The sequence below is a fragment of the Frischella perrara genome, assembly GCF_000807275.1.
Taxonomy (GTDB): Bacteria; Pseudomonadota; Gammaproteobacteria; order Enterobacterales; family Orbaceae; genus Frischella; species Frischella perrara.
Genome location: NZ_CP009056.1, coordinates 1033838 through 1054343, shown reverse-complemented (window position 1 = coordinate 1054343; position 20506 = coordinate 1033838). Strand labels below are relative to the sequence as shown.

The window sequence follows — 20506 nt, the reverse complement described above, 5'->3', positions numbered from 1 at the left end:
TTTTTAGTAGTAATATATTGAATAATAATTATTTTAAAAATTTTGCTACTGTTATTTTTACATTATTCATTTGCGATAAATCCCAAATATTTATCTAAATTAATAATCGTTTTAAAGCTAAAAATCAATAATTTTTCGGTGCATTTTAAAAATTATCAATAATAAAAAACGATATAGCTAGAATTTTATGTTATATCGTTTTTCATAATCAGCAGTGATTTTAATCAAGCCAAATAAATAAAGATGGTTAGCGTTCTCGCATTGCTTCACGCATTTTATTAAAAGGTTTAATGAGATATTCCAATACGGTTTTTTCACCCGTTCTAATATCAACAGTGGCTATCATACCGGGCTTGATTATATGAGCAACACCATTTTTATCCATTAATTGATCACTATCTGTTTTGATATAGACTCGATAATAATAATTGTCACGATTTACCTCATCTTGAATTGTGTCTGGCGAGATGGTCTCAACAACACCGTTTAACGCACCATATATTGAATAGTCATAAGCTGTAATTCTAACAATAGCCGGTAAACCATCGCGAATATATGCTATATCGCGAGGGGAAATACGCGCTTCAATTTGCAATCGTTCATCAACGGGAATTATTTCCATCAATCTTCCGCCAGGAGGAATCACGCCACCCAAGGTAGAAATTGCAATATTTTTAACAATACCTCTAACTGGTGATTCAATCGTTGTTCTCATTAATGCATCTTGTCGTCCTCTAAGTATTTCCATTTGTGAGCCAACTTCAGCTGTGGCTTTAGCTAATTCTTCACGAGCTTTAACAATATATTGGCCTTTAATGTCGATTTCTTTGGATTTAAGTTCATTTAATTGCCTTTTTAATCTAAGAATTTCAACATTACTGGCTGCACCTTTTAATACTAGTGGTTCTGTTAGTTTTAATTCTTGCAATATTAGTTGTTGGCTTTGCTTGATTCCCTCTATAGACTCAGTTAGCGATTTACGTCTTGACTCAAATAAATTACTCTCATATTTTACAAGACTGGAATCATTAAGTACTTCTTCAGGAAAAACTAACGGTGTTTCATCCACTTCAGCGCGTAATCTAGCAACCGTGGCTTTAGCGGCTTTTAATTTTGCTTGCGCTTCCCCAACACTTGACTGCATTCTAGTTGGATCAATAAAAGCTAAAACCTGATTGGCTTCAACTAATTGTCCTTCTTTTACATTTAATTGTTTCAAAACACCACCTTCTAATGATTGAATGACTTGTTCTTTAGAAGATGCAATAACTTTACCAGTACCCGATGAAACTTCTGTTAATTTGAATACGGATGCCCAAACATAAAAACAGCTTATTGCCAATACAATAAACCATATTAGTAGCTGAGATTTACTTGTGCCTCCTTCAACAATATCCCAATTATTTATAGATCTTTTGCTCATGTGTTATTTCCTTTAACCGCATCAACGGCTGTTTTTTGTCCTTCTTTTGAAAGAAGTGCTAAAACATCTTCTTTAGGACCATCAATCACAATTTTGCCTTGATCAATGACAATAATACGATTAACTAATTTCAATAACGCGGGTTTATGAGTTGATAATATCAATGTTCGATTAACTAGCCATTGTTCTAAGTGATTAATGATATGTTTCTCGGTCATCTCATCAATTGATGCCGTTGGTTCATCAAGCAAGAGTACATTAGGGTTTTTTAATAACGTTCTTGCCAAAATAAGAGACTGTTTCTGCCCCTCGGATAAGCCCTTACCACCTTCTTTTATAACATAATCAATACCTTGTTTCTGAATGATGGGAAATGCACCTGAGATTTGAATAGCTTGTACCAGATCCTGATCGGTTGCTTGAGGGTTACCCATTAATAAATTGTCGCGGATTGAACCGAATAATAATCTTGAGTTTTGACTTAGAAAGGCAATATCTCGACGGACATCTAATGGATCAATGCTACGAATATCACAATGATCAACTTGAACTGCCCCTTTGGTAGCTAAACTCATCCCACACAACAGATTCAATAGTGTTGACTTACCCGCGCCCATCCTACCTAAAATTGCGACTCTTTCTCCTGCTTTTATTTTTAGGGATTCAATTGATAATGCAGGTGATTTATCTTTAGGATCATAAGTTAATTCAACTGAACTCAGTTCGTAATCACCCTTTATATGCGGTTTATGTAACATCTTGTCATGCTCAGCGTAATCGACTGCTTTGGACATCAATTCATTGATACTACGGTAAGCTACTTTCGCACTTTGTAATCGTGACAGTACCCCAGTCCATTGTGCTAAAGGCGCAATTAAGCGCGATGATAAGATTGAACTTCCAACTAATGTACCCGTAGTTATATTGCCGTCGATAACCATATAAGCACCAATTAACAATACGGCAACATAAGTAAAGGACTGTAGTTCCTGTGACCAAGAAACAAGAAAACTCACAATCCTTCGTTGTTTCAAACTAACACTCGCTGAAACGGTATTAACATGATTCCATTGATTTTGATAGCGATATTCGGCGCGCAATAATTTAATATCTTCAATAGCTTCAACTGATTCAATTAGTAAGGCATTACGAATGGCTGACTCTCTCATACCTTCTTTAGCCAAACGAGCCAATGGTTTTTGTGCCAAAATGCTTGGTATAACTAGCAATGGTATCATGATTAATGCGACGATAGTTAAAGGCCCACCAATCAAAAAAAGAATACTCATAAATACTATAACAAAAGGAACATCCGCTAAGGCATTAATCGTCGTTGAAGCAACCACTTCCCTTAATTGATCTAACTCACGCAATTGAGATACGAAAGAACCGGTAGATTTAGAACGAACATCATTTCGTAGCCGTAAAGCCCTACCAAATACTTTATCAGAAATTTTTAAGTCAATCTTTTTGCCTATCGCATCTGAGATGTGTGTTCTAGAAAAACGTAACAAAAATTCAAAACAGATAGCAATGACTACCCCCAAAAAAAGTACCCACAATGTCGATTGGGACTGAGCTGGAATAACGCGATCATATACTTGCATTGAAAAAATAACTGATGCCAAAGCCAATAAATTCACAAATAAAGAAGCCATTATGATATGGCTATAACTCTTCCAATCTTTTAGAACGACTTGCCAAAACCAATTTTTCTTTGGGCGTTGTATATAGTCATCCACACGTGCATCAGGTATTGACGATTCAGGACGTAATATAATGATTTTTTTCGCTTGAGAATAGATTTCATCAAATGATAGATCTATAGATAAGCCATCATCGTTTGACATCATTAATGTGGCTTTTTCTTTATTATCTGATTTTAAAATAACTCCGATTTGATTTTCATCAAATTCAATAACAACAGGTAGTCGCCAAGGATCAAATATTGACTTAGAAACGGATTGAAAGCGAATAGATAAACCCAATTGTTTTGCTAATTGTGTTAATAATTGCTCTTTATTTGGGGATTGATCCCAACTGACAAAGGTCTTCGCATTCTCTTCTGATACATCCAATCCATAAATGTTAGCAACTTTTAAGAATGCAACTAACCATTGATTATAAGATTTATTTTCCATTACTTTGTCCTAAATACTTATCTACCAGCGGTTCTAACTTAAAAATCTGTCTAGCATTGCCAGTTACGACTAGATATTGAAGATAATATGACCATCTATCGTGATGAGCATTAATAAGATTTGTTTCAGCTTGAAATACCTCTTCTTCTGAATTAAGAAGGTCTAATATGGGGCGACTTCCTAGCGTATACTGTTCTCGATATAAAATACGCGTTTCATTGATACTTTTTAGCCGTGATGCCAAAACTTTTATGCGGGATTCAATCCCATTAATATTTAATTTTATTGAGTCTACTTGATCATTTAATTCTAATCGTATTGTTTTGATATCATAATCGGCTAAATTTAGCTGTTTTTGTGCAGATTTGAGTTTTGCTAAATTTTCACCACCGCTAAATACACTTTGTTCGACTGACAATCCTAAATAGTTATAATTTCCTTTGTATTTACCATTATTAGGATTATATCCATGAATGGTTTTTTCTACAGATCCTACCAGTGATATGGTTGGCATTAATGCAGCTTTGGCGCTATCAACCTGAGCTTGAGCCATAGATCGAAACGCTTGATTCATAATCACAGTTGGGATCTGTTTCTCATTAATTGGATATTGTAGGATGTTCCTATTAAATAGCTTATCGCCAATAGTTGCTAATTTAGCATTAGTATACTGTGATCCTATATATGTAGTTAGTTTTCTTCTTGTAGTACTAAGTTGAGTTTGTATATCGAACAAGTTTGCTTCTGCTGCTTCTTGTCGTGATTTAGCTTGGATATAATCCGATTGCGTACTCACTCCGGAATTAGATCGTGAGATAGCAATATCAAGAACTTTGTTAATTCCTTGTAATAGATTTTTACTTTTTAATTCTAATGTCTCTAAACGTTGAATTTCCAATGCTAGATTACCAGATTGAATAATAATATTATCAATTTGTTGTAATACATTCCCCCTTTGACGATCAGCCTCAGCTTTGGATTGTTCAATTGAACTACTAACTTTACCAAAATCATAAATCCGTTGTTGCATCGTGACTCTTGGGGTATTGGCATAACCATCTCTGATTCCAGATGATTTTGTAGTTTGGACATTAAAATTTATTTGTGGATAGTAACCGGCTTTTGCAGCTTCGATCATCTCCATATATCCTTCATAGCCTGATCTTGCGGATGCAATGGTAGGATAGCGTTTAATAGCTATACAAATAATATTATTTAAACTCAGTCCCTTTGTCGTCATTGAGCTATCCACTTGACAATCATTAGTCGCAACTTCTTGATTATCATTATGAAGAGAAGGGAGATTAGAATGTTTAGCTATACAAGGAGAAATCGACAAAAATAACATCAATAAAGTGAGCTTTTTTATAGATACCATAATTTAATCCTTTGTTATTATTATAATTAAAAACCTTCTTGCATTAACTATGAGCAAGAAGGTTTATATTTGATAAATTAAGCTAATTAAATAACGGCTTGATGATTAGCTAATTGGGTTAAAATATCGTCATCGGTATCTTTTAAGGTCATCACCGTTTCTAGTTCCTGACTGTCGTTTAATTCATTATTATCAAAATTAGTTTCTAAAACCATACTCATTTGTTCTCCTTGAATATAGTCCAGTATTTCAACTAAGTCACTTTCAGGCTGTAACTGATTATTTTCTGGATAAAAAGAAACGGCTTCTTTAGAAGAACCTAATAAATCGTTTAGATTTGTTAAATCAACATCTTCATTAATAAGAAGGATGTGACGATCCGTAAAACTATCAATAGCGTCTAGATTGTTGCCATTATCGCTATTAAAAGTGCTTAACAATTTATCAAGTGATAGATATTGACTTTCATTTGGCAAATCAAACTGATCCTTAATGTCAACATTATCGTTAGCTTGTGAATTATCTGATGTTAATTCATTACTATTAAGATCCCTTGACTCATTTGATGATGAATGATTGTCAACATTGATAACTTTAGGTTCATTATCATTTTCTACAGTATTGTCTGAATCAACCTTATCGCTGATTGATTGCTGATCATCATGATTATTAATATCATCAACTTCAGCATCACTCCGCAATAATGATGAATTGTCTTCTAGATATTGCGACATTCCTTCAATAGCGACTGGATCACTAACATTATGAGCGTCATCCATTGCAACGATATACCCTGAATTATTGCCTAAAGGATTTGGTTTAAATTCCCAAATACCAGATGGATCAGCTTTCGCATATTTAGGTTGGTCACCATCCATAATTGGTTTGCCATCCGAGTCATATACATAAATTAACGAACCGGGTTCTGTAACACCGGATAATTCATCTGCATTACATTCATCAATTAACGGTTTTCTTGGTGGTTCAAGATCTGTCATGGCAGATCCTGGCATACTTTCATTACCTGCTTCATCAGTAGCCGTAACTCTGATTATCGTGTTATGGGTTGTTATTGGATTTGGGTTTATTTTCCAATTTCCTTTTTCATCAGCGAAGGTAGTCGTGATTACGTTACCTTTTCGGTCTTTTATAGTAATTAGTGCATTTTGTTCTGAAGTACCATATATTTCATTAGAATTACTATGAATTATCTTAGGGGCTTCAGGGACCACAGTATCGGTTATTTTCGTGCTTTGTAAACTTTCATTACCGGCTACATCAATCGCAATAAAATGACCGGTTTCTCCATCGGCTAACGGGTTAGGTTCAATATGCCAATTATTATTCTCATCCGCTATAGCTTCACCAACTATTTCACCCTTCGAGTTAGTAACGATGACTTTAGAATTGGCCTCCGCTTTACCGGATATACCTTGTGCATTATTTTGCTTAACTGTTGGTGCTTCAGGTGCCACGGTATCAGCAATATTATCGGTTACCTTACTGGTATTACCCGCCGCATCGGTCGCAGTAAAATGACCGGTTTCACCATCAGCTAACGGGTTAGGAGAATCTATATGCCAATTATTATTCTCATCCGCTATAGCTTCACCAACTATTTCACCTTTCGAGTTAGTAACAACAACTTTAGAATTAGCCTCCGCTTTACCGGATATACCTTGTGCATTATTTTGCTTAACTTCTGGTGCTTCAGGTGCCACGGTATCAGCAATATTATCGGTTACCTTACTGGTATTACCCGCCGCATCGGTCGCAGTAAAATGACCGGTTTCACCATCAGCTAACGGGTTAGGAGAATCTATATGCCAATTATTATTCTCATCCGCTATAGCTTCGCCAACCACTTCACCTTTCGAGTTAGTAACAATGACTTTAGAATTGGCCTCCGCTTTACCGGATATACCTTGTGCATTATTTTGCTTAACTTCTGGTGCTTTAGGTGCCACGGTATCAGCAATATTATCGGTTACCTTACTGGTATTACCCGCCGCATCGGTCGCAGTAAAATGACCGGTTTCACCATCAACTAACGGGTTAGGATAATCTATATGCCAATTATTATTCTCATCCGCTATAGCTTCACCAACTACTTCACCCTTCGAGTTAGTAACGATGACTTTAGAATTGGCCTCCGCTTTACCGGATATACCTTGTGCATTATTTTGCTCAACTGTTGGTGCTTCAGGTGCCACGGTATCAGCAATATTATCGGTTACCTTACTGGTATTACCCACCGCATCGGTCGCAGTAAAATGACCGGTTTCACCATCAGCTAACGGGTTAGGATAATCTATATGCCAATTATTATTCTCATCCGCTATAGCTTCACCAACTACTTCACCCTTCGAGTTAGTAACGATGACTTTAGAATTGGCCTCCGCTTTACCGGATATACCTTGTGCATTATTTTGCTCAACTGTTGGTGCTTCAGGTGCCACGGTATCAGCAATATTATCGGTTACCTTACTGGTATTACCCGCCGCATCGGTCGCAGTAAAATGACCGGTTTCACCATCAGCTAACGGGTTAGGAGAATCTATATGCCAATTATTATTCTCATCCGCTATAGCTTCGCCAACCACTTCACCTTTCGAGTTAGTAACGATGACTTTAGAATTGGCCTCCGCTTTACCGGATATACCTTGTGCATTATTTTGCTCAACTGTTGGTGCTTCAGGTGCCACGGTATCAGCAATATTATCGGTTACCTTACTGGTATTACCCGCCGCATCGGTCGCAGTAAAATGACCGGTTTCACCATCAGCTAACGGGTTAGGAGAATCTATATGCCAATTATTATTCTCATCCGCTATAGCTTCGCCAACCACTTCACCTTTCGAGTTAGTAACGATGACTTTAGAATTGGCCTCCGCTTTACCGGATATACCTTGTGCATTATTTTGCTCAACTATTGGTGCTTCAGGTGCCACGGTATCAGCAATATTATCGGTTACCTTACTGGTATTACCTGCCGCATCGGTCGCGGTAAAATGACCGGTTTCTCCATCAGCTAACGGGTTAGGAGAATCTATATGCCAATTATTATTCTCATCCGCTATAGCTTCGCCAACCACTTCACCTTTCGAGTTAGTAACGATGACTTTAGAATTGGCCTCCGCTTTACCGGATATACCTTGTGCATTATTTTGCTCAACTGTTGGTGCTTCAGGTACCACGGTATCAGCAATATTATCGGTTACCTTACTGGTATTACCCGCCGCATCGGTCGCAGTAAAATGACCGGTTTCACCATCAGCTAACGGGTTAGGATAATCTATATGCCAATTATTATTCTCATCCGCTATAGCTTCACCAACTACTTCACCCTTCGAGTTAGTAACGATGACTTTAGAATTGGCCTCCGCTTTACCGGATATACCTTGTGCATTATTTTGCTCAACTGTTGGTGGTTCAGGTACCACGGTATCAGCAATATTATCGGTTACCTTACTGGTATTACCCGCCGCATCGGTCGCAGTAAAATGACCGGTTTCACCATCAGCTAACGGGTTAGGAGAATCTATATGCCAATTATTATTCTCATCCGCTATAGCTTCACCAACTATTTCACCTTTCGAGTTAGTAACAACAACTTTAGAATTGGCCTCCGCTTTACCGGATATACCTTGTGCATTATTTTGCTCAACTTCTGGTGGTTCAGGTGCCACGGTATCAGCAATATTATCGGTTACCTTACTGGTATTACCTGCCACATCGGTCGCAGTAAAATGACCGGTTTCACCATCAGCTAACGGGTTAGGAGAATCAATATGCCAATTCTCATTCTCATCCGCTATAGCTTCACCAACTACTTCACCCTTCGAGTTAGTAACGATGACTTTAGAATTGGCCTCCGCTTTACCAGATATACCTTGTGCATTATTTTGCTTAACTGTTGGTGCTTCAGGTGCCACGGTATCAGCAATATTATCGGTTACCTCACTGGTATTACCTGCCACATCGGTCGCAGTAAAATGACCGGTTTCTCCATCGGCTAATGGGTTAGGAGAATCAATATGCCAATTCTCATTCTCATCCGCTATAGCTTCACCAACTACTTCACCCTTCGAGTTAGTAACGATGACTTTAGAATTGGCCTCCGCTTTACCGGATATACCTTGTGCATTATTTTGCTTAACTTCTGGTGGTTCAGGTGCCACGGTATCGGCAATATTATCGGTTACCTCACTGGTATTACCCGCCGCATCGGTCGCAGTAAAATGACCTGTTTCTCCATCGGCTAATGGGTTAGGAGAATCAATATGCCAATTCTCATTCTCATCCGCTATAGCTTCACCAACTATTTCACCCTTCGAGTTAGTAACGATGACTTTAGAATTGGCCTCCGCTTTACCGGATATACCTTGTGCATTATTTTGCTTAACTGTTGGTGCTTCAGGTGCCACGGTATCAGCAATATTATCGGTTACCTTACTGGTATTACCCGCCGCATCGGTCGCAGTAAAATGACCGGTTTCACCATCAGCTAACGGGTTAGGAGAATCTATATGCCAATTATTATTCTCATCCGCTATAGCTTCACCAACTACTTCACCCTTCGAGTTAGTAACGATGACTTTAGAATTGGCCTCCGCTTTACCGGATATACCTTGTGCATTATTTTGCTCAACTGTCTGGTGCTTCAGGTGCCACGGTATCAGCAATATTATCGGTTACCTTACTGGTATTACCCGCCGCATCGGTCGCAGTAAAATGACCGGTTTCACCATCAGCTAACGGGTTAGGAGAATCTATATGCCAATTATTATTCTCATCCGCTATAGCTTCACCAACTACTTCACCCTTCGAGTTAGTAACGATGACTTTAGAATTGGCCTCCGCTTTACCGGATATACCTTGTGCATTATTTTGCTCAACTGTTGGTGCTTCAGGTGCCACGGTATCAGCAATATTATCGGTTACCTTACTGGTATTACCCGCCGCATCGGTCGCAGTAAAATGACCGGTTTCTCCATCAGCTAACGGGTTAGGAGAATCTATATGCCAATTATTATTCTCATCCGCTATAGCTTCGCCAACCACTTCACCTTTCGAGTTAGTAACGATGACTTTAGAATTGGCCTCCGCTTTACCGGATATACCTTGTGCATTATTTTGCTCAACTGTTGGTGCTTCAGGTGCCACGGTATCAGCAATATTATCGGTTACCTTACTGGTATTACCCGCCGCATCGGTCGCAGTAAAATGACCGGTTTCACCATCAGCTAACGGGTTAGGAGAATCTATATGCCAATTATTATTCTCATCCGCTATAGCTTCGCCAACCACTTCACCTTTCGAGTTAGTAACGATGACTTTAGAATTGGCCTCCGCTTTACCGGATATACCTTGTGCATTATTTTGCTTAACTTCTGGTGCTTTAGGTGCCACGGTATCAGCAATATTATCGGTTACCTTACTGGTATTACCCGCCGCATCGGTCGCAGTAAAATGACCGGTTTCACCATCAACTAACGGGTTAGGATAATCTATATGCCAATTATTATTCTCATCCGCTATAGCTTCACCAACTACTTCACCCTTCGAGTTAGTAACGATGACTTTAGAATTGGCCTCCGCTTTACCGGATATACCTTGTGCATTATTTTGCTCAACTGTTGGTGCTTCAGGTACCACGGTATCAGCAATATTATCGGTTACCTTACTGGTATTACCCGCCGCATCGGTCGCAGTAAAATGACCGGTTTCACCATCAGCTAACGGGTTAGGAGAATCTATATGCCAATTATTATTCTCATCCGCTATAGCTTCACCAACTACTTCACCCTTCGAGTTAGTAACGATGACTTTAGAATTGGCCTCCGCTTTACCGGATATACCTTGTGCATTATTTTGCTCAACTATTGGTGGTTCAGGTACCACGGTATCAGCAATATTATCGGTTACCTTACTGGTATTACCCGCCGCATCGGTCGCAGTAAAATGACCGGTTTCACCATCGGTTAATGGGTTAGGATAATCAATATGCCAATTACCTTGGTCATCCGCCATAGCGTCACCAACCACTTCACCCTTCGAGTTAGTAACGATGACTTGAGAGTTGGCCTCCGCTTTACCGGATATACCTTGTGCATTATTTTGCTTAACTTCAGGTGCGTTAGGCGCCAAGACATCCGCAATATCATCAGTCACGTCACTGATATTACCGGCTTTATCAGTCGCGGTAAAATGACCTTCTTCACCATCGGCTAATGGATTAGGTTCGATATGCCAATTACCGTTCGCATCTGTTATTGCTTCGCCTACCACTTCGCCATCTGAGTTTGTTATAGTAATGGTAGAATTTGGCTCTGCCGTCCCCGAGATTCCATTACTATTATTCATTTCAACAACGGGGGGCTCTGGAGGTTGACAATCAGCAACCGTTTCTACTTCTTTGCTGACTTTATCATTATTTTGTGGATCTCTGGCTATAATTTTCCCTGTTTCGCCATGAGCTAATGGGTTACCATTTTGATTAAAAGACCATTTACCATTTTCATCAACAGTGGTTACTTCAGTCGTATTATCCGGTTTAGTTAAAACAATTTCCCAACCGGGCGTCCCTGTACCTGTTATACCTTCGGCATTATTAGAAGAAACAACTGGGGTAGCAATTTGCTGTCCTTTATGGTGATGTCCACCACCACCGCCTCCGCCACCACCAGCTAACACACCTGCCGCTAAAATCCCCGCTCCCGCAGCATAAACCCATGGAGAAATACCATCAGATGTATTTGTAATCATTAATGGATTGAGATCATCAAGTTGTACCCAATTTAAACCGCTATTTGGCTCTTCAATCCACCAGTATCCTAATTCTTCCTCCGAGGGATCATCAATGACTAATTTATTTTCATTTTTATCATCTTGTGAACTATAAAAATCATTGATAATTATAGGATTACCGGATTTAAGCTGAACAACAAGTTGATTATCATTTTGCGTTATTGATAAGATATTATTTTTGGTGATATTTAGTATGACAATTTTAGAACTTCCAATGTCAAAATTATTAGCTGATGTTTCTTGTGATACACCAGTTTTTCTATCCAGAATAATACTCTTCATTACCTTTCATTCCTTTCTTTTATTATAATTGTTTGATTTTTTAGCTTTTTATTGTGTTTTATTTTGATAACTCAATTATTATCTTTTATTTATAATTATTTCCCCAGATTATAATAACATTTACATATTTAGCAATTATTAATCATAAATTGTATAAAAAAAATAAAATGTGAAAGGCAATTAAAAGCCAATAATTTCCATAAATTATTGACTTTAAAAATAGTTAATATTGCTAACGAAATTTTATAGGGGGAAAAAATATTAATATTTGAAAATACAACTTATAAAAGTTGGTAAAATGTTATCTAAATAATAATTTGTGAACAGAATTGATGTTTGGATTAGTTTCAAAGCTATACGGTTGTCTAATAACAATAAAAAGCAGAGTCTTTATGTTAATATTTTAACTAACTGTACTGCATGAATGATACCAACTTGATTCAAGGCAATAACTTCACCTTGATCCATAACTTTTTTAGTTAATCCAGTTAACACCGCACCAGGTGGCATTTCAATAGCAATTCTAACACCTCTTTCATAGGCAGCAGTCATAGTTTCATGCCAGTAAACGCTTCTTGCCATGTTATAAGCCAAATCATCACGTAGTTTTTCTACTTGGTTGATAATACGTGCATTATTGGCACTTAAATAGCTAATTCGGGGAATCTTGATAGATATATTATCCATTGCTTGAGCTAATTGATGAGCTGTTTTAGTCAATAAAGGACAGTGAGATGGAACACTAATGGCAAGTTTGACGACTTTTCTTGCACCCATTTTTTTAGCAAGCTGTGCAACTTTTAACATAGCTTGATCGCTACCGGCAATAACAAATTGTTGCTCATCATTAAAGTTAGCAATATATACCGGATACTGATCACTATTAACTTGCTCAACAATCAAACAAACTTGTTGTTCTAATAAACCTTGTATCGAAGTCAGCCCATACCCTTGTGGATAAGCGTGCTGCATCAATTCACCACGTAATGAAACAATTTTGATTGCATCAGATAAATCAAGTGCACCTGAAAATACTGCTGCCGGAAAAGCACCGATGGATAAGCCACTGACATAATCAGCTTCAACGCCTTGTTGCTGTAGTAAATTAGCGTAAATTACTCCTGTGATTAAAATACACAATTGAACGGATCGAGTATTTTTTAAGGCTGTTTCAGAATCTAAATTGAGTATATCTTCCTGTAATACATCACTAGCTAAATTTAACACTTGTTGAGTTACTTCGCTTTTGGGTAATTGATGTAACATATTAGTATACTGAGCACCTTGCCCAGGAAAACTAAATAAGATTTTCATAGCAGCTTTCCTCTATAAACCAAGGGTTTTCTGTCATTAATGGGCCTTGGTTTGTTCTTAATAAAACCCTACGATCTCGCATCCATTCTTTAAATACAAAACCACCTATATTTGTTTGTACCTGAACATCTACCGTACATGGTAAATGATCAAGTAAACGAGCCAATTCAACAAATTTTTCATGATTTTCTTTCTTAGGACAGCGTAAGATTAAATCAAGATCACTATTTTTCGTTAATACTGACTTACCCGTAGCTAGTTGATAACCACAACTACCCACAATGCCCCATTGCCAAGGTAAAGAATTTTCTTGCAAAATCATAATGGCTTTTTGAAAATGATTGGGTAATTGTTCAATGGCTTGACTTGCCACTAAACTCTCCGGAGTTACAATTCTAATAATATTTGCCGATTTTATTTTGATCGCTAAACGTTGAGAACGTAATCGTCCACGAATACCAACTGGAATTAAACCTTTTTGGCAATAATCACGTCGCACCACCACGGGTAAATCAATTTGCCAATATTGGTAAAACCATTCCGGTAGTTCATCCTCAATCTCTATTGCCGTTAAGGCATCAAACCAGACTAGATCATGAGGACAAACAACCATTTACTTTTCCTTAAAGGTGAGACGTTAATGTAATAAACAATGGTAAAGAAATAATATTTAGGACTGACGTCAATAATAATGATGCCTCTGCATCAGGAGATTGCACCCCAAATCGGTTGCCAAACACGACACCAAAGAAACCAGCAGCAAAAGCGGTCACTAATATAGATGTGACTGCAATAGTGCCATGTAATCCTAATATCAGTATGATTCCCCAAGCAATGAAAGGTTGTATGAATAATTTAGTAATACAAGCTACAATTACCGTACGGTTTAATGTTAATTTACGAGCGGAAAGAATCAATCCTGTTAAAAATAAAGCTGATGCCGTCGCAGCTAAGCCTAAAGGTTTAATTGAGAGTAAAACAATATCGGGCATTTTAATATTCAAAGCCGATAAAACAACACCTAATAATGGACAAAGAACAATTGGTTTTGTTACTGAACGCCAAACTAATATCGGTAACATTTGCAGTGTGGAATTATGTTTACCGCCGTTTGTTCGTACTTTTTCTCGTTCTAAAATCAATAAGCATAATGGAGTAAGGAAAACCGAACCACAAGCAATACAGATAGCTACCGACAATGATGTCGCGGAATTTTCTCCGACAACACTACTCAAAATGGGTAAACCTAATGCCGCATAATTAGGTAAAGCAACGGTAAGCGTTAATACTGCCGAATCTTGAGCGGTTTTTTTGAAGACTTTAGTAGATAAATAATAAAAAACAAAAAAAGTAATCCACATTGCAATCACAATAACAAGTACCAGATGCCATTGTTGAATAATACCCTGCCATGCTGTTTGTACCGTTGCAGTAAATAGTGCCGCCGGTAATGCAAAATCCATCACAAATACATTTAATAATGTAACATTTTTGTTATCAACCAAACTTCGCTTTCCTGCATAAAAACCTAACAGCATGATGATAAAGATAGGTGATAACGCCTTAATGATAATGTATGTCATAATTTTACCTAATTGATGGACAATCAACGAAAATAAGTGTTGCTACACGTTTTAAATACTTGAAAAAACTGCTTTTTACTGGACTCTTCATTTACCATTGAGCGCGCATTTTTTCACGGACAATTACTGATGCATGCCGATCTTTTCCATTTAATCGACTGTTTAAACTTACGTCACTTGCTAATGTATTATTAATTGCGTCAGATAGTGTATTGTTAACTAGTTTTAAATCACTTTCAGTGGCTTGATCTGGATCGCTGATATCAAGCAATTTATACAGTAACCCTAGTTTGTTGTAATTGGCTATATCATATGCCATTGGTGGAATGGTTGCGGCTAGTTGTTCTAAAGCAGCAACCGAGCGCAATGTAATTCGTGCTGCCGATTCTTTCCCCATCGCATGAATAAGTACTTCTTTATCATTAAAAGCAATTAGCCGATTAGCTTGATAGCCATGGGCTAGAAATGCACCTGACATAGCCTTACCAACAATTAATCCTATAATAGGGTGACCAGCAAGACGCGCTTTGGCATATGCTCCAGCTGCACCGGCCAATGCTTGGTGTATACCGAAAGCTTCTTCCCTACGCCCATAGGCTTGGCTTGGGACATCAATGATAGCAATAATCGCTGTTTTTTCAGATTGTGATTGATCTTTATCAATTACTTCCTGCACGATCTGTGCTAATGTCCACCCTTCTAATAATCCGACTTCCCCATGCCGAGAACGAGGATATTTATTATTAGCATCTGGTACTACCGCAATAAAACGGCAGCGTTTTCCTTCAATATTACCATCTGCAACTTTAACCGAATGACATTGACCCTCTTTTATTTGAGCATCTTTTGTTAATAAGGAGAACCAATAATCACCCCGACTTAATATATTCGCACTCATTTTGTTCCCCCTTCACCGAATAGACTTTCAACCATAGTAGCATCAGCTTGCTTAGTAGTATCAACTTTGTTTAGTTTATCAAGATAATAAGCATAGTTATCCGATCGTAATCGCTTAGGAAGTCCCTTATCTATACATTGCTTAATTGCATTTTTTATTTCAATGACTGAATCATTAACAATGATGTCAGCAAAACCGTTTTTCTTTCGTACTTCACCACCCGTCATACTCCAAATAAAGGGACGATTACGAGAGTTGTATTCATCAATTCCAGCTTCTTGCTCAATAACTTGTGGACCATTAAGACCTAATCTAGCTTCTCGTGTCACAATTAAATAACTGCATAATCCAGCAGCAATAGACATTCCACCAAAACAACCCACTGTTCCCGCAATAATGCCAATTACAGGTATATAACGACGTAAATCTACAATTGCCGAATGAATATCGGCAATTGCTGCTAAGCCCAAATTAGCCTCTTGTAATCTGACGCCACCTGTTTCAAATAACATAATTGCCTGAGTAGCAATACCTTTACGATTATCTTCTGCTGCTAATTCAAGTGCTGATGCCATTTTAGCTCCAGAGACTTCTCCCATACTTCCACCCTGAAACACGCCTTCAATCGCCATTACAACCGTAGGTTTACCATTGATCATACCTTTAGCAATGATCATTCCATCATCAAATTCTGGGACAATGCCTTGTGGCTCTAACCAAGGTGAAGTAATTTTATCAAAAGGATCTAACAATTCGCGAAAACTACCTTGATCTAATATCTGACGAGCTCGTTCACGGGCACCAAGTTCAATAAAACTCATATCATTTTTTGCCATCTTTAGCATCCTCAAAAACTTGTTCAATTCGTAGTTTCGCAACGCCTGGAGTAGCAGCAAAATCGTTAATATCTAGAGTTCCCATTGGTAATAAATGAAGGGCAGCATATCGATTAAATAAATTTTGCCAACGTAATTTACTGCCATCCACTGATGTTTTGATTGTCACTTTCAATACATTTTCTTGATGCGGAATGAATAATGCTTCAAGATCACCTGATCCTACAACACCAGCCAAGGCTTTAAATCTGAATTTCTCCGTTGCCGGAAAACTGAGTTCAATTTTTTCCATAACATCCTCTTGCTTATATAATGATTATATATGCTTAATTGATACTAATTACTAAAATGATAATCTCTGATCTAATAGTGATATTTACCATTTAAGCATCACCCTACCAACTTCTAAATTTTGCTGGAGGATCATATAAGCCACCAGACCAATCAACTAAATCAGCAATGCTTTTTGCCGCTAAAAGAGAACGTTCAGCCTGAGTGGGTTGAATACCGAGATCTTGTGGAAATGCGACTTTCCCTTCACGACGAAATTGTGCTACGCGCTCACTATCCACACCTAAACCGATATCTGTTATTCCTGCAACCGCCGCAACCATAGCACGACGTTCTTCCAACGAAGTGGCTTGATATAAATAAGCAATACCTTCTTCGGTCAAAACATGTGTTATATCATCGCCATAAATCATTACAGGTGCGATCGGCATACCAGATTGTTTACCCACTTCAACGGCATCTAATTGTTCAACAAAGGTCGGTTTAGCGCCAGATTGAAATGTTTCGACCATTTGAACAACTAATTTGTGACCATGATCAACCGGATTTTGCGTTTGCATCATATCAAGCCATGCTTTTGTTGCGTGGCGACGCCCGTGTGGATCGTGTCCCATATTGGGTGCACCACCAAAGCCGGCTAGTCTGCCTCGAGTGACGGTTGATGAATTACCTAAACCGTCAACTTGCAAAGTAGAACCAACAAACATATCTACGCCATATTGACCGGCTAGTTGACATAAAGTTCGGTTAGAACGCATACTGCCATCATGGCCTGTGAAAAAGACGTCTGGACGGGCTGCCACATATCTTTCCATCCCTAACTCACCGCCAAAACAATGTACTGTTTCAACCCAACCACTTTCAATGGCTGGAATTAATGTAGGGTGAGGATTTAATGCCCAATGTTGGCAGATTTTCCCTTTTAAACCTAATTGTTCGCCATAGGTTGGTAACAATAATTCAATAGCAGCAGTATTAAAACCAATACCATGATTAAGCGATTTTACTTGATGCTTGGCGTAAATACCTTTTATTGCCATCATTCCCATTAAAACATGTATTGGCTTAATTAATCGTGGATCACGGGTAAAAAGAGGTTCTATAAAGAAAGGTTTATCAGCAACAACCACAAAATCAACCCATGAAGCTGGAATATCAACCCGTGGTAAATCACTGTCATTATCGACTAATTCATTAACTTGAGCGATGACTATACCATTTTTAAAGGCTGTGGCTTCAACGATTGATGGAGTATCTTCAGTACTTGGACCGGTATATAAATTACCATTACGATCAGCTTTATAAGCTGCGACGAGGGCAACGTTAGGAATAAGATCAACAAATAATCGGGCATAAAGTTCAATATAGGTATGAATCGCCCCAATCTCTAAAATATTATCACTTAGTAATTGAGATATTCGCAAACTTTGCGTACCAGAAAAGGAAAAGTCCAATTTTTTTGCAATCCCTTTTTCGAAGATATCTAAGTGTTCAGGTAAACCAATACTAGGCATAAGCATATGTAGATTATTAACTTTATCCGGATCAACTCGACACAGCATGCGAGCTAAAAAATCAGCTTGCTTTTGATTGTTTCCTTCTAAAACAACTTTATCACCGGACACTATTAGCTGCTCTAATGCCTGAATAAAATTCTCTTGTGCTAGCACTTTGCCATTAGCAAGTCCTTTTATCGCATCAATGCGCCTTTTTTTCTCAATCAGTCTAGTATTCCATAACCGATTGGATCTTTGATTTGCTAACATAACAAGTAGGCCTCCCTAAGTTAACTATTGCAATTGATTCAAGATCAATTAAGATAGCCTAATAATAAAACTTTATCGTATACTTAAGCAATCGTGCCATACGGATATTAATTTTAAATAAACAGCTGAAAATAATTCGATTTAACCATGCAATATATTTAATATATGTTTACTTTGTAAAGACAATGTAAATATATTAACTCATTGAAATAATTAATAAAAGCTATTAATTACATTTTTAATGTAATGATTTTTATCTTGTGTTACTGATGATATTGTTAATGAAATTCAACTATTAATATTAATGTTAATGTTTGCTTTGAATATTAAAATCACTCTTTAAAGACGATTATAAAAAAGAAAGGTTGAAATATGTTTTATACTACGCAGTTTCCATCACCAGTAGGATTAATTACCTTAGCTTCTCATCGAGAGAAGTTGGTTGGTTTATGGATCGAAAATCAAAAATATTTTGGTGATACTGTATCAAATAAGTTAATTGAAAAAGCAAATCTACCTATTTTTAATCAAACAAAGAAATGGCTAGATGAATATTTTGATGGCCATCATCCTAATATCAAACAGCTAGAATTGGCACCAATTGGAAGTAGTTTTCGGCAAATGGTTTGGCAGATACTAATCCAAATTCCTTATGGACAGTTAACAACCTATAAAGATATTGCCAAACAAGTGGCACAAATTTTAAACAAACCGCATATGTCTGCACAAGCCATCGGTGGTGCTGTTGGGCATAATCCCATTTCTATCATTATTCCTTGCCATAGAGTAATAGGAAGCAATGGGAGTTTAACTGGTTATGCGGGTGGTATTGATAAAAAAGTTCAATTATTAACCTTGGAAGGAATAAATCTAACGGAGTTAGCCATACCCAAAACTGCTACAACTTCGTAAACCTCATACCACTTTACTATATTGCATGGTATAGGTTGGTAAACTAATTGCCCATTTACACATAAATAAACGTACCTTTCGTTAAAAAAACTATCTAACGATTCATGTAAATTTGTGGTGTCTCAGCGTAATTGGGATGCGCATGAACACCTAATTCAACACCATACCAATGATGAATGTTCTCGGCAGTAATAACCTCCTCAGGGGTTCCTTGTAATACAATTTTACCCTCACTAAGTAATAAAACGCGATCAGCATATAACGCTGCTAAATTAAGATCATGCAGTACACAACATACAGCCAAGCGCTGCTCAACAGCTAGTTTTTTTAATAAGCGTAAAGTATGTTGCTGATGATATAAATCTAAGGCTGACGTCGGTTCATCTAAGAACAGTAATTTTTCTGTTTTGTTTACTTGCCATAATTGTGCTAACACACGAGCTAATTGTACGCGTTGTTGTTCACCCCCCGAAAGACTACGGTAATCACGTTCTGCTAGTGATAAACAGTCAGTTTGTTGCATTACTTGCATGATTGCTTGCTTAAGATTCGCCTTGCCATAAGGTGCCCGTCCCATTGCAACAACTTCTTTTACTTTAAATGGGAAAGATAATTGACTATGCTGACGCATTACAGTTCGTATTTTAGCCAGATCACGATTTTCCCATTGCAATAAAGGTTGATTAAGTAATAAACATTCGCCACTGGAAGGCGCTTGATATCCCGTTAATAAACGTAATAATGTAGATTTACCTGCTCCATTAGGACCAATTATTATAACGATTTCACCAGCATGAATATTTAAGCAAACATCATTAATTAAAGTGCGCTGACCACACTGAAAGACGAGATTATTTGCAATCAACATGTAT

The 20506-nt window shown here is 37.6% G+C and carries 14 protein-coding genes; 1 reads left to right on the top strand and 13 read right to left on the bottom strand.

Translation table 11 applies throughout. The features are described 5' to 3' along the window. Positions 1 to 247: 247 nt before the first annotated feature. The 12 genes from FPB0191_RS04575 to mdcA all read right to left on the bottom strand — a co-directional run bounded on the left by FPB0191_RS04575 (position 248) and on the right by mdcA (position 18722). On the bottom strand, positions 248 to 1423 hold the full coding sequence (locus FPB0191_RS04575) for a beta-barrel domain-containing protein (RefSeq protein ID WP_039104368.1): 1176 nt from the start codon (positions 1421 to 1423) through the stop codon (positions 248 to 250). Next, the gene (locus FPB0191_RS04570; RefSeq protein WP_039104367.1) at positions 1420 to 3564 is read right to left on the bottom strand and encodes a type I secretion system permease/ATPase; all 2145 of its coding nucleotides are present in this window, start codon (positions 3562 to 3564) and stop codon (positions 1420 to 1422) included. The genes FPB0191_RS04575 and FPB0191_RS04570 overlap by 4 nt, the downstream gene beginning before the upstream one ends. After that, a complete protein-coding gene (locus tag FPB0191_RS04565; protein WP_039104366.1) occupies positions 3554 to 4942 on the bottom strand; it encodes a TolC family protein in 1389 nt (462 codons plus the stop codon). Before FPB0191_RS04565 ends, FPB0191_RS04570 begins: the two co-directional genes overlap by 11 nt. Before the next feature lie 86 nt (positions 4943 to 5028). After that, positions 5029 to 9627: an Ig-like domain-containing protein gene (locus FPB0191_RS04560; protein WP_039104365.1), complete on the bottom strand. Its 4599-nt coding sequence runs from the start codon at positions 9625 to 9627 to the stop codon at positions 5029 to 5031. Continuing rightward, on the bottom strand, positions 9590 to 12034 hold the full coding sequence (locus tag FPB0191_RS04555) for an Ig-like domain-containing protein (protein ID WP_052236760.1): 2445 nt from the start codon (positions 12032 to 12034) through the stop codon (positions 9590 to 9592). The genes FPB0191_RS04560 and FPB0191_RS04555 overlap by 38 nt, the downstream gene beginning before the upstream one ends. 390 nt (positions 12035 to 12424) lie before the next feature. Beyond that, complete coding sequence (gene mdcH / locus FPB0191_RS04550; RefSeq protein ID WP_039104364.1) at positions 12425 to 13348, bottom strand: malonate decarboxylase subunit epsilon; 924 nt, start codon at positions 13346 to 13348, stop codon at positions 12425 to 12427. Beyond that, entirely contained in the window at positions 13332 to 13961 is a 630-nt protein-coding gene (locus FPB0191_RS04545; protein ID WP_039104363.1) for a malonate decarboxylase holo-ACP synthase, read from the bottom strand. Before FPB0191_RS04545 ends, mdcH begins: the two co-directional genes overlap by 17 nt. Positions 13962 to 13971: 10 nt before the next feature. Beyond that, positions 13972 to 14931, bottom strand: coding sequence for an AEC family transporter (locus FPB0191_RS04540; RefSeq protein ID WP_039104362.1), 960 nt, complete (start codon positions 14929 to 14931; stop codon positions 13972 to 13974). 91 nt (positions 14932 to 15022) lie between these two features. Beyond that, positions 15023 to 15829 (bottom strand): biotin-independent malonate decarboxylase subunit gamma, encoded by an 807-nt coding sequence (mdcE, locus tag FPB0191_RS04535; protein ID WP_039104361.1) that lies wholly within the window; start codon positions 15827 to 15829, stop codon positions 15023 to 15025. Next, positions 15826 to 16665 carry a biotin-independent malonate decarboxylase subunit beta gene (locus FPB0191_RS04530; RefSeq protein WP_039104360.1) on the bottom strand — a complete coding sequence of 280 codons (840 nt, stop codon included), beginning with the start codon at positions 16663 to 16665 and terminating at the stop codon, positions 15826 to 15828. Before FPB0191_RS04530 ends, mdcE begins: the two co-directional genes overlap by 4 nt. Continuing rightward, positions 16652 to 16957 (bottom strand): malonate decarboxylase acyl carrier protein, encoded by a 306-nt coding sequence (gene mdcC, locus FPB0191_RS04525; RefSeq protein ID WP_039104359.1) that lies wholly within the window; start codon positions 16955 to 16957, stop codon positions 16652 to 16654. Before mdcC ends, FPB0191_RS04530 begins: the two co-directional genes overlap by 14 nt. Before the next feature lie 103 nt (positions 16958 to 17060). Beyond that, positions 17061 to 18722: a malonate decarboxylase subunit alpha gene (gene mdcA / locus FPB0191_RS04520; RefSeq protein ID WP_039104358.1), complete on the bottom strand. Its 1662-nt coding sequence runs from the start codon at positions 18720 to 18722 to the stop codon at positions 17061 to 17063. A gap of 372 nt (positions 18723 to 19094) precedes the next feature. Here mdcA and FPB0191_RS04515 point away from each other — a divergent pair, with 372 nt between their 5' ends. Next, positions 19095 to 19634 (top strand): methylated-DNA--[protein]-cysteine S-methyltransferase, encoded by a 540-nt coding sequence (locus tag FPB0191_RS04515; protein ID WP_039104356.1) that lies wholly within the window; start codon positions 19095 to 19097, stop codon positions 19632 to 19634. A gap of 94 nt (positions 19635 to 19728) precedes the next feature. Here FPB0191_RS04515 and FPB0191_RS04510 read toward each other — a convergent pair whose 3' ends face one another. Beyond that, positions 19729 to 20502, bottom strand: a complete 774-nt coding sequence (locus FPB0191_RS04510) for a heme ABC transporter ATP-binding protein (RefSeq protein ID WP_039104355.1) — start codon at positions 20500 to 20502, stop codon at positions 19729 to 19731. Between the last annotated feature and the right edge of the window lie 4 nt (positions 20503 to 20506).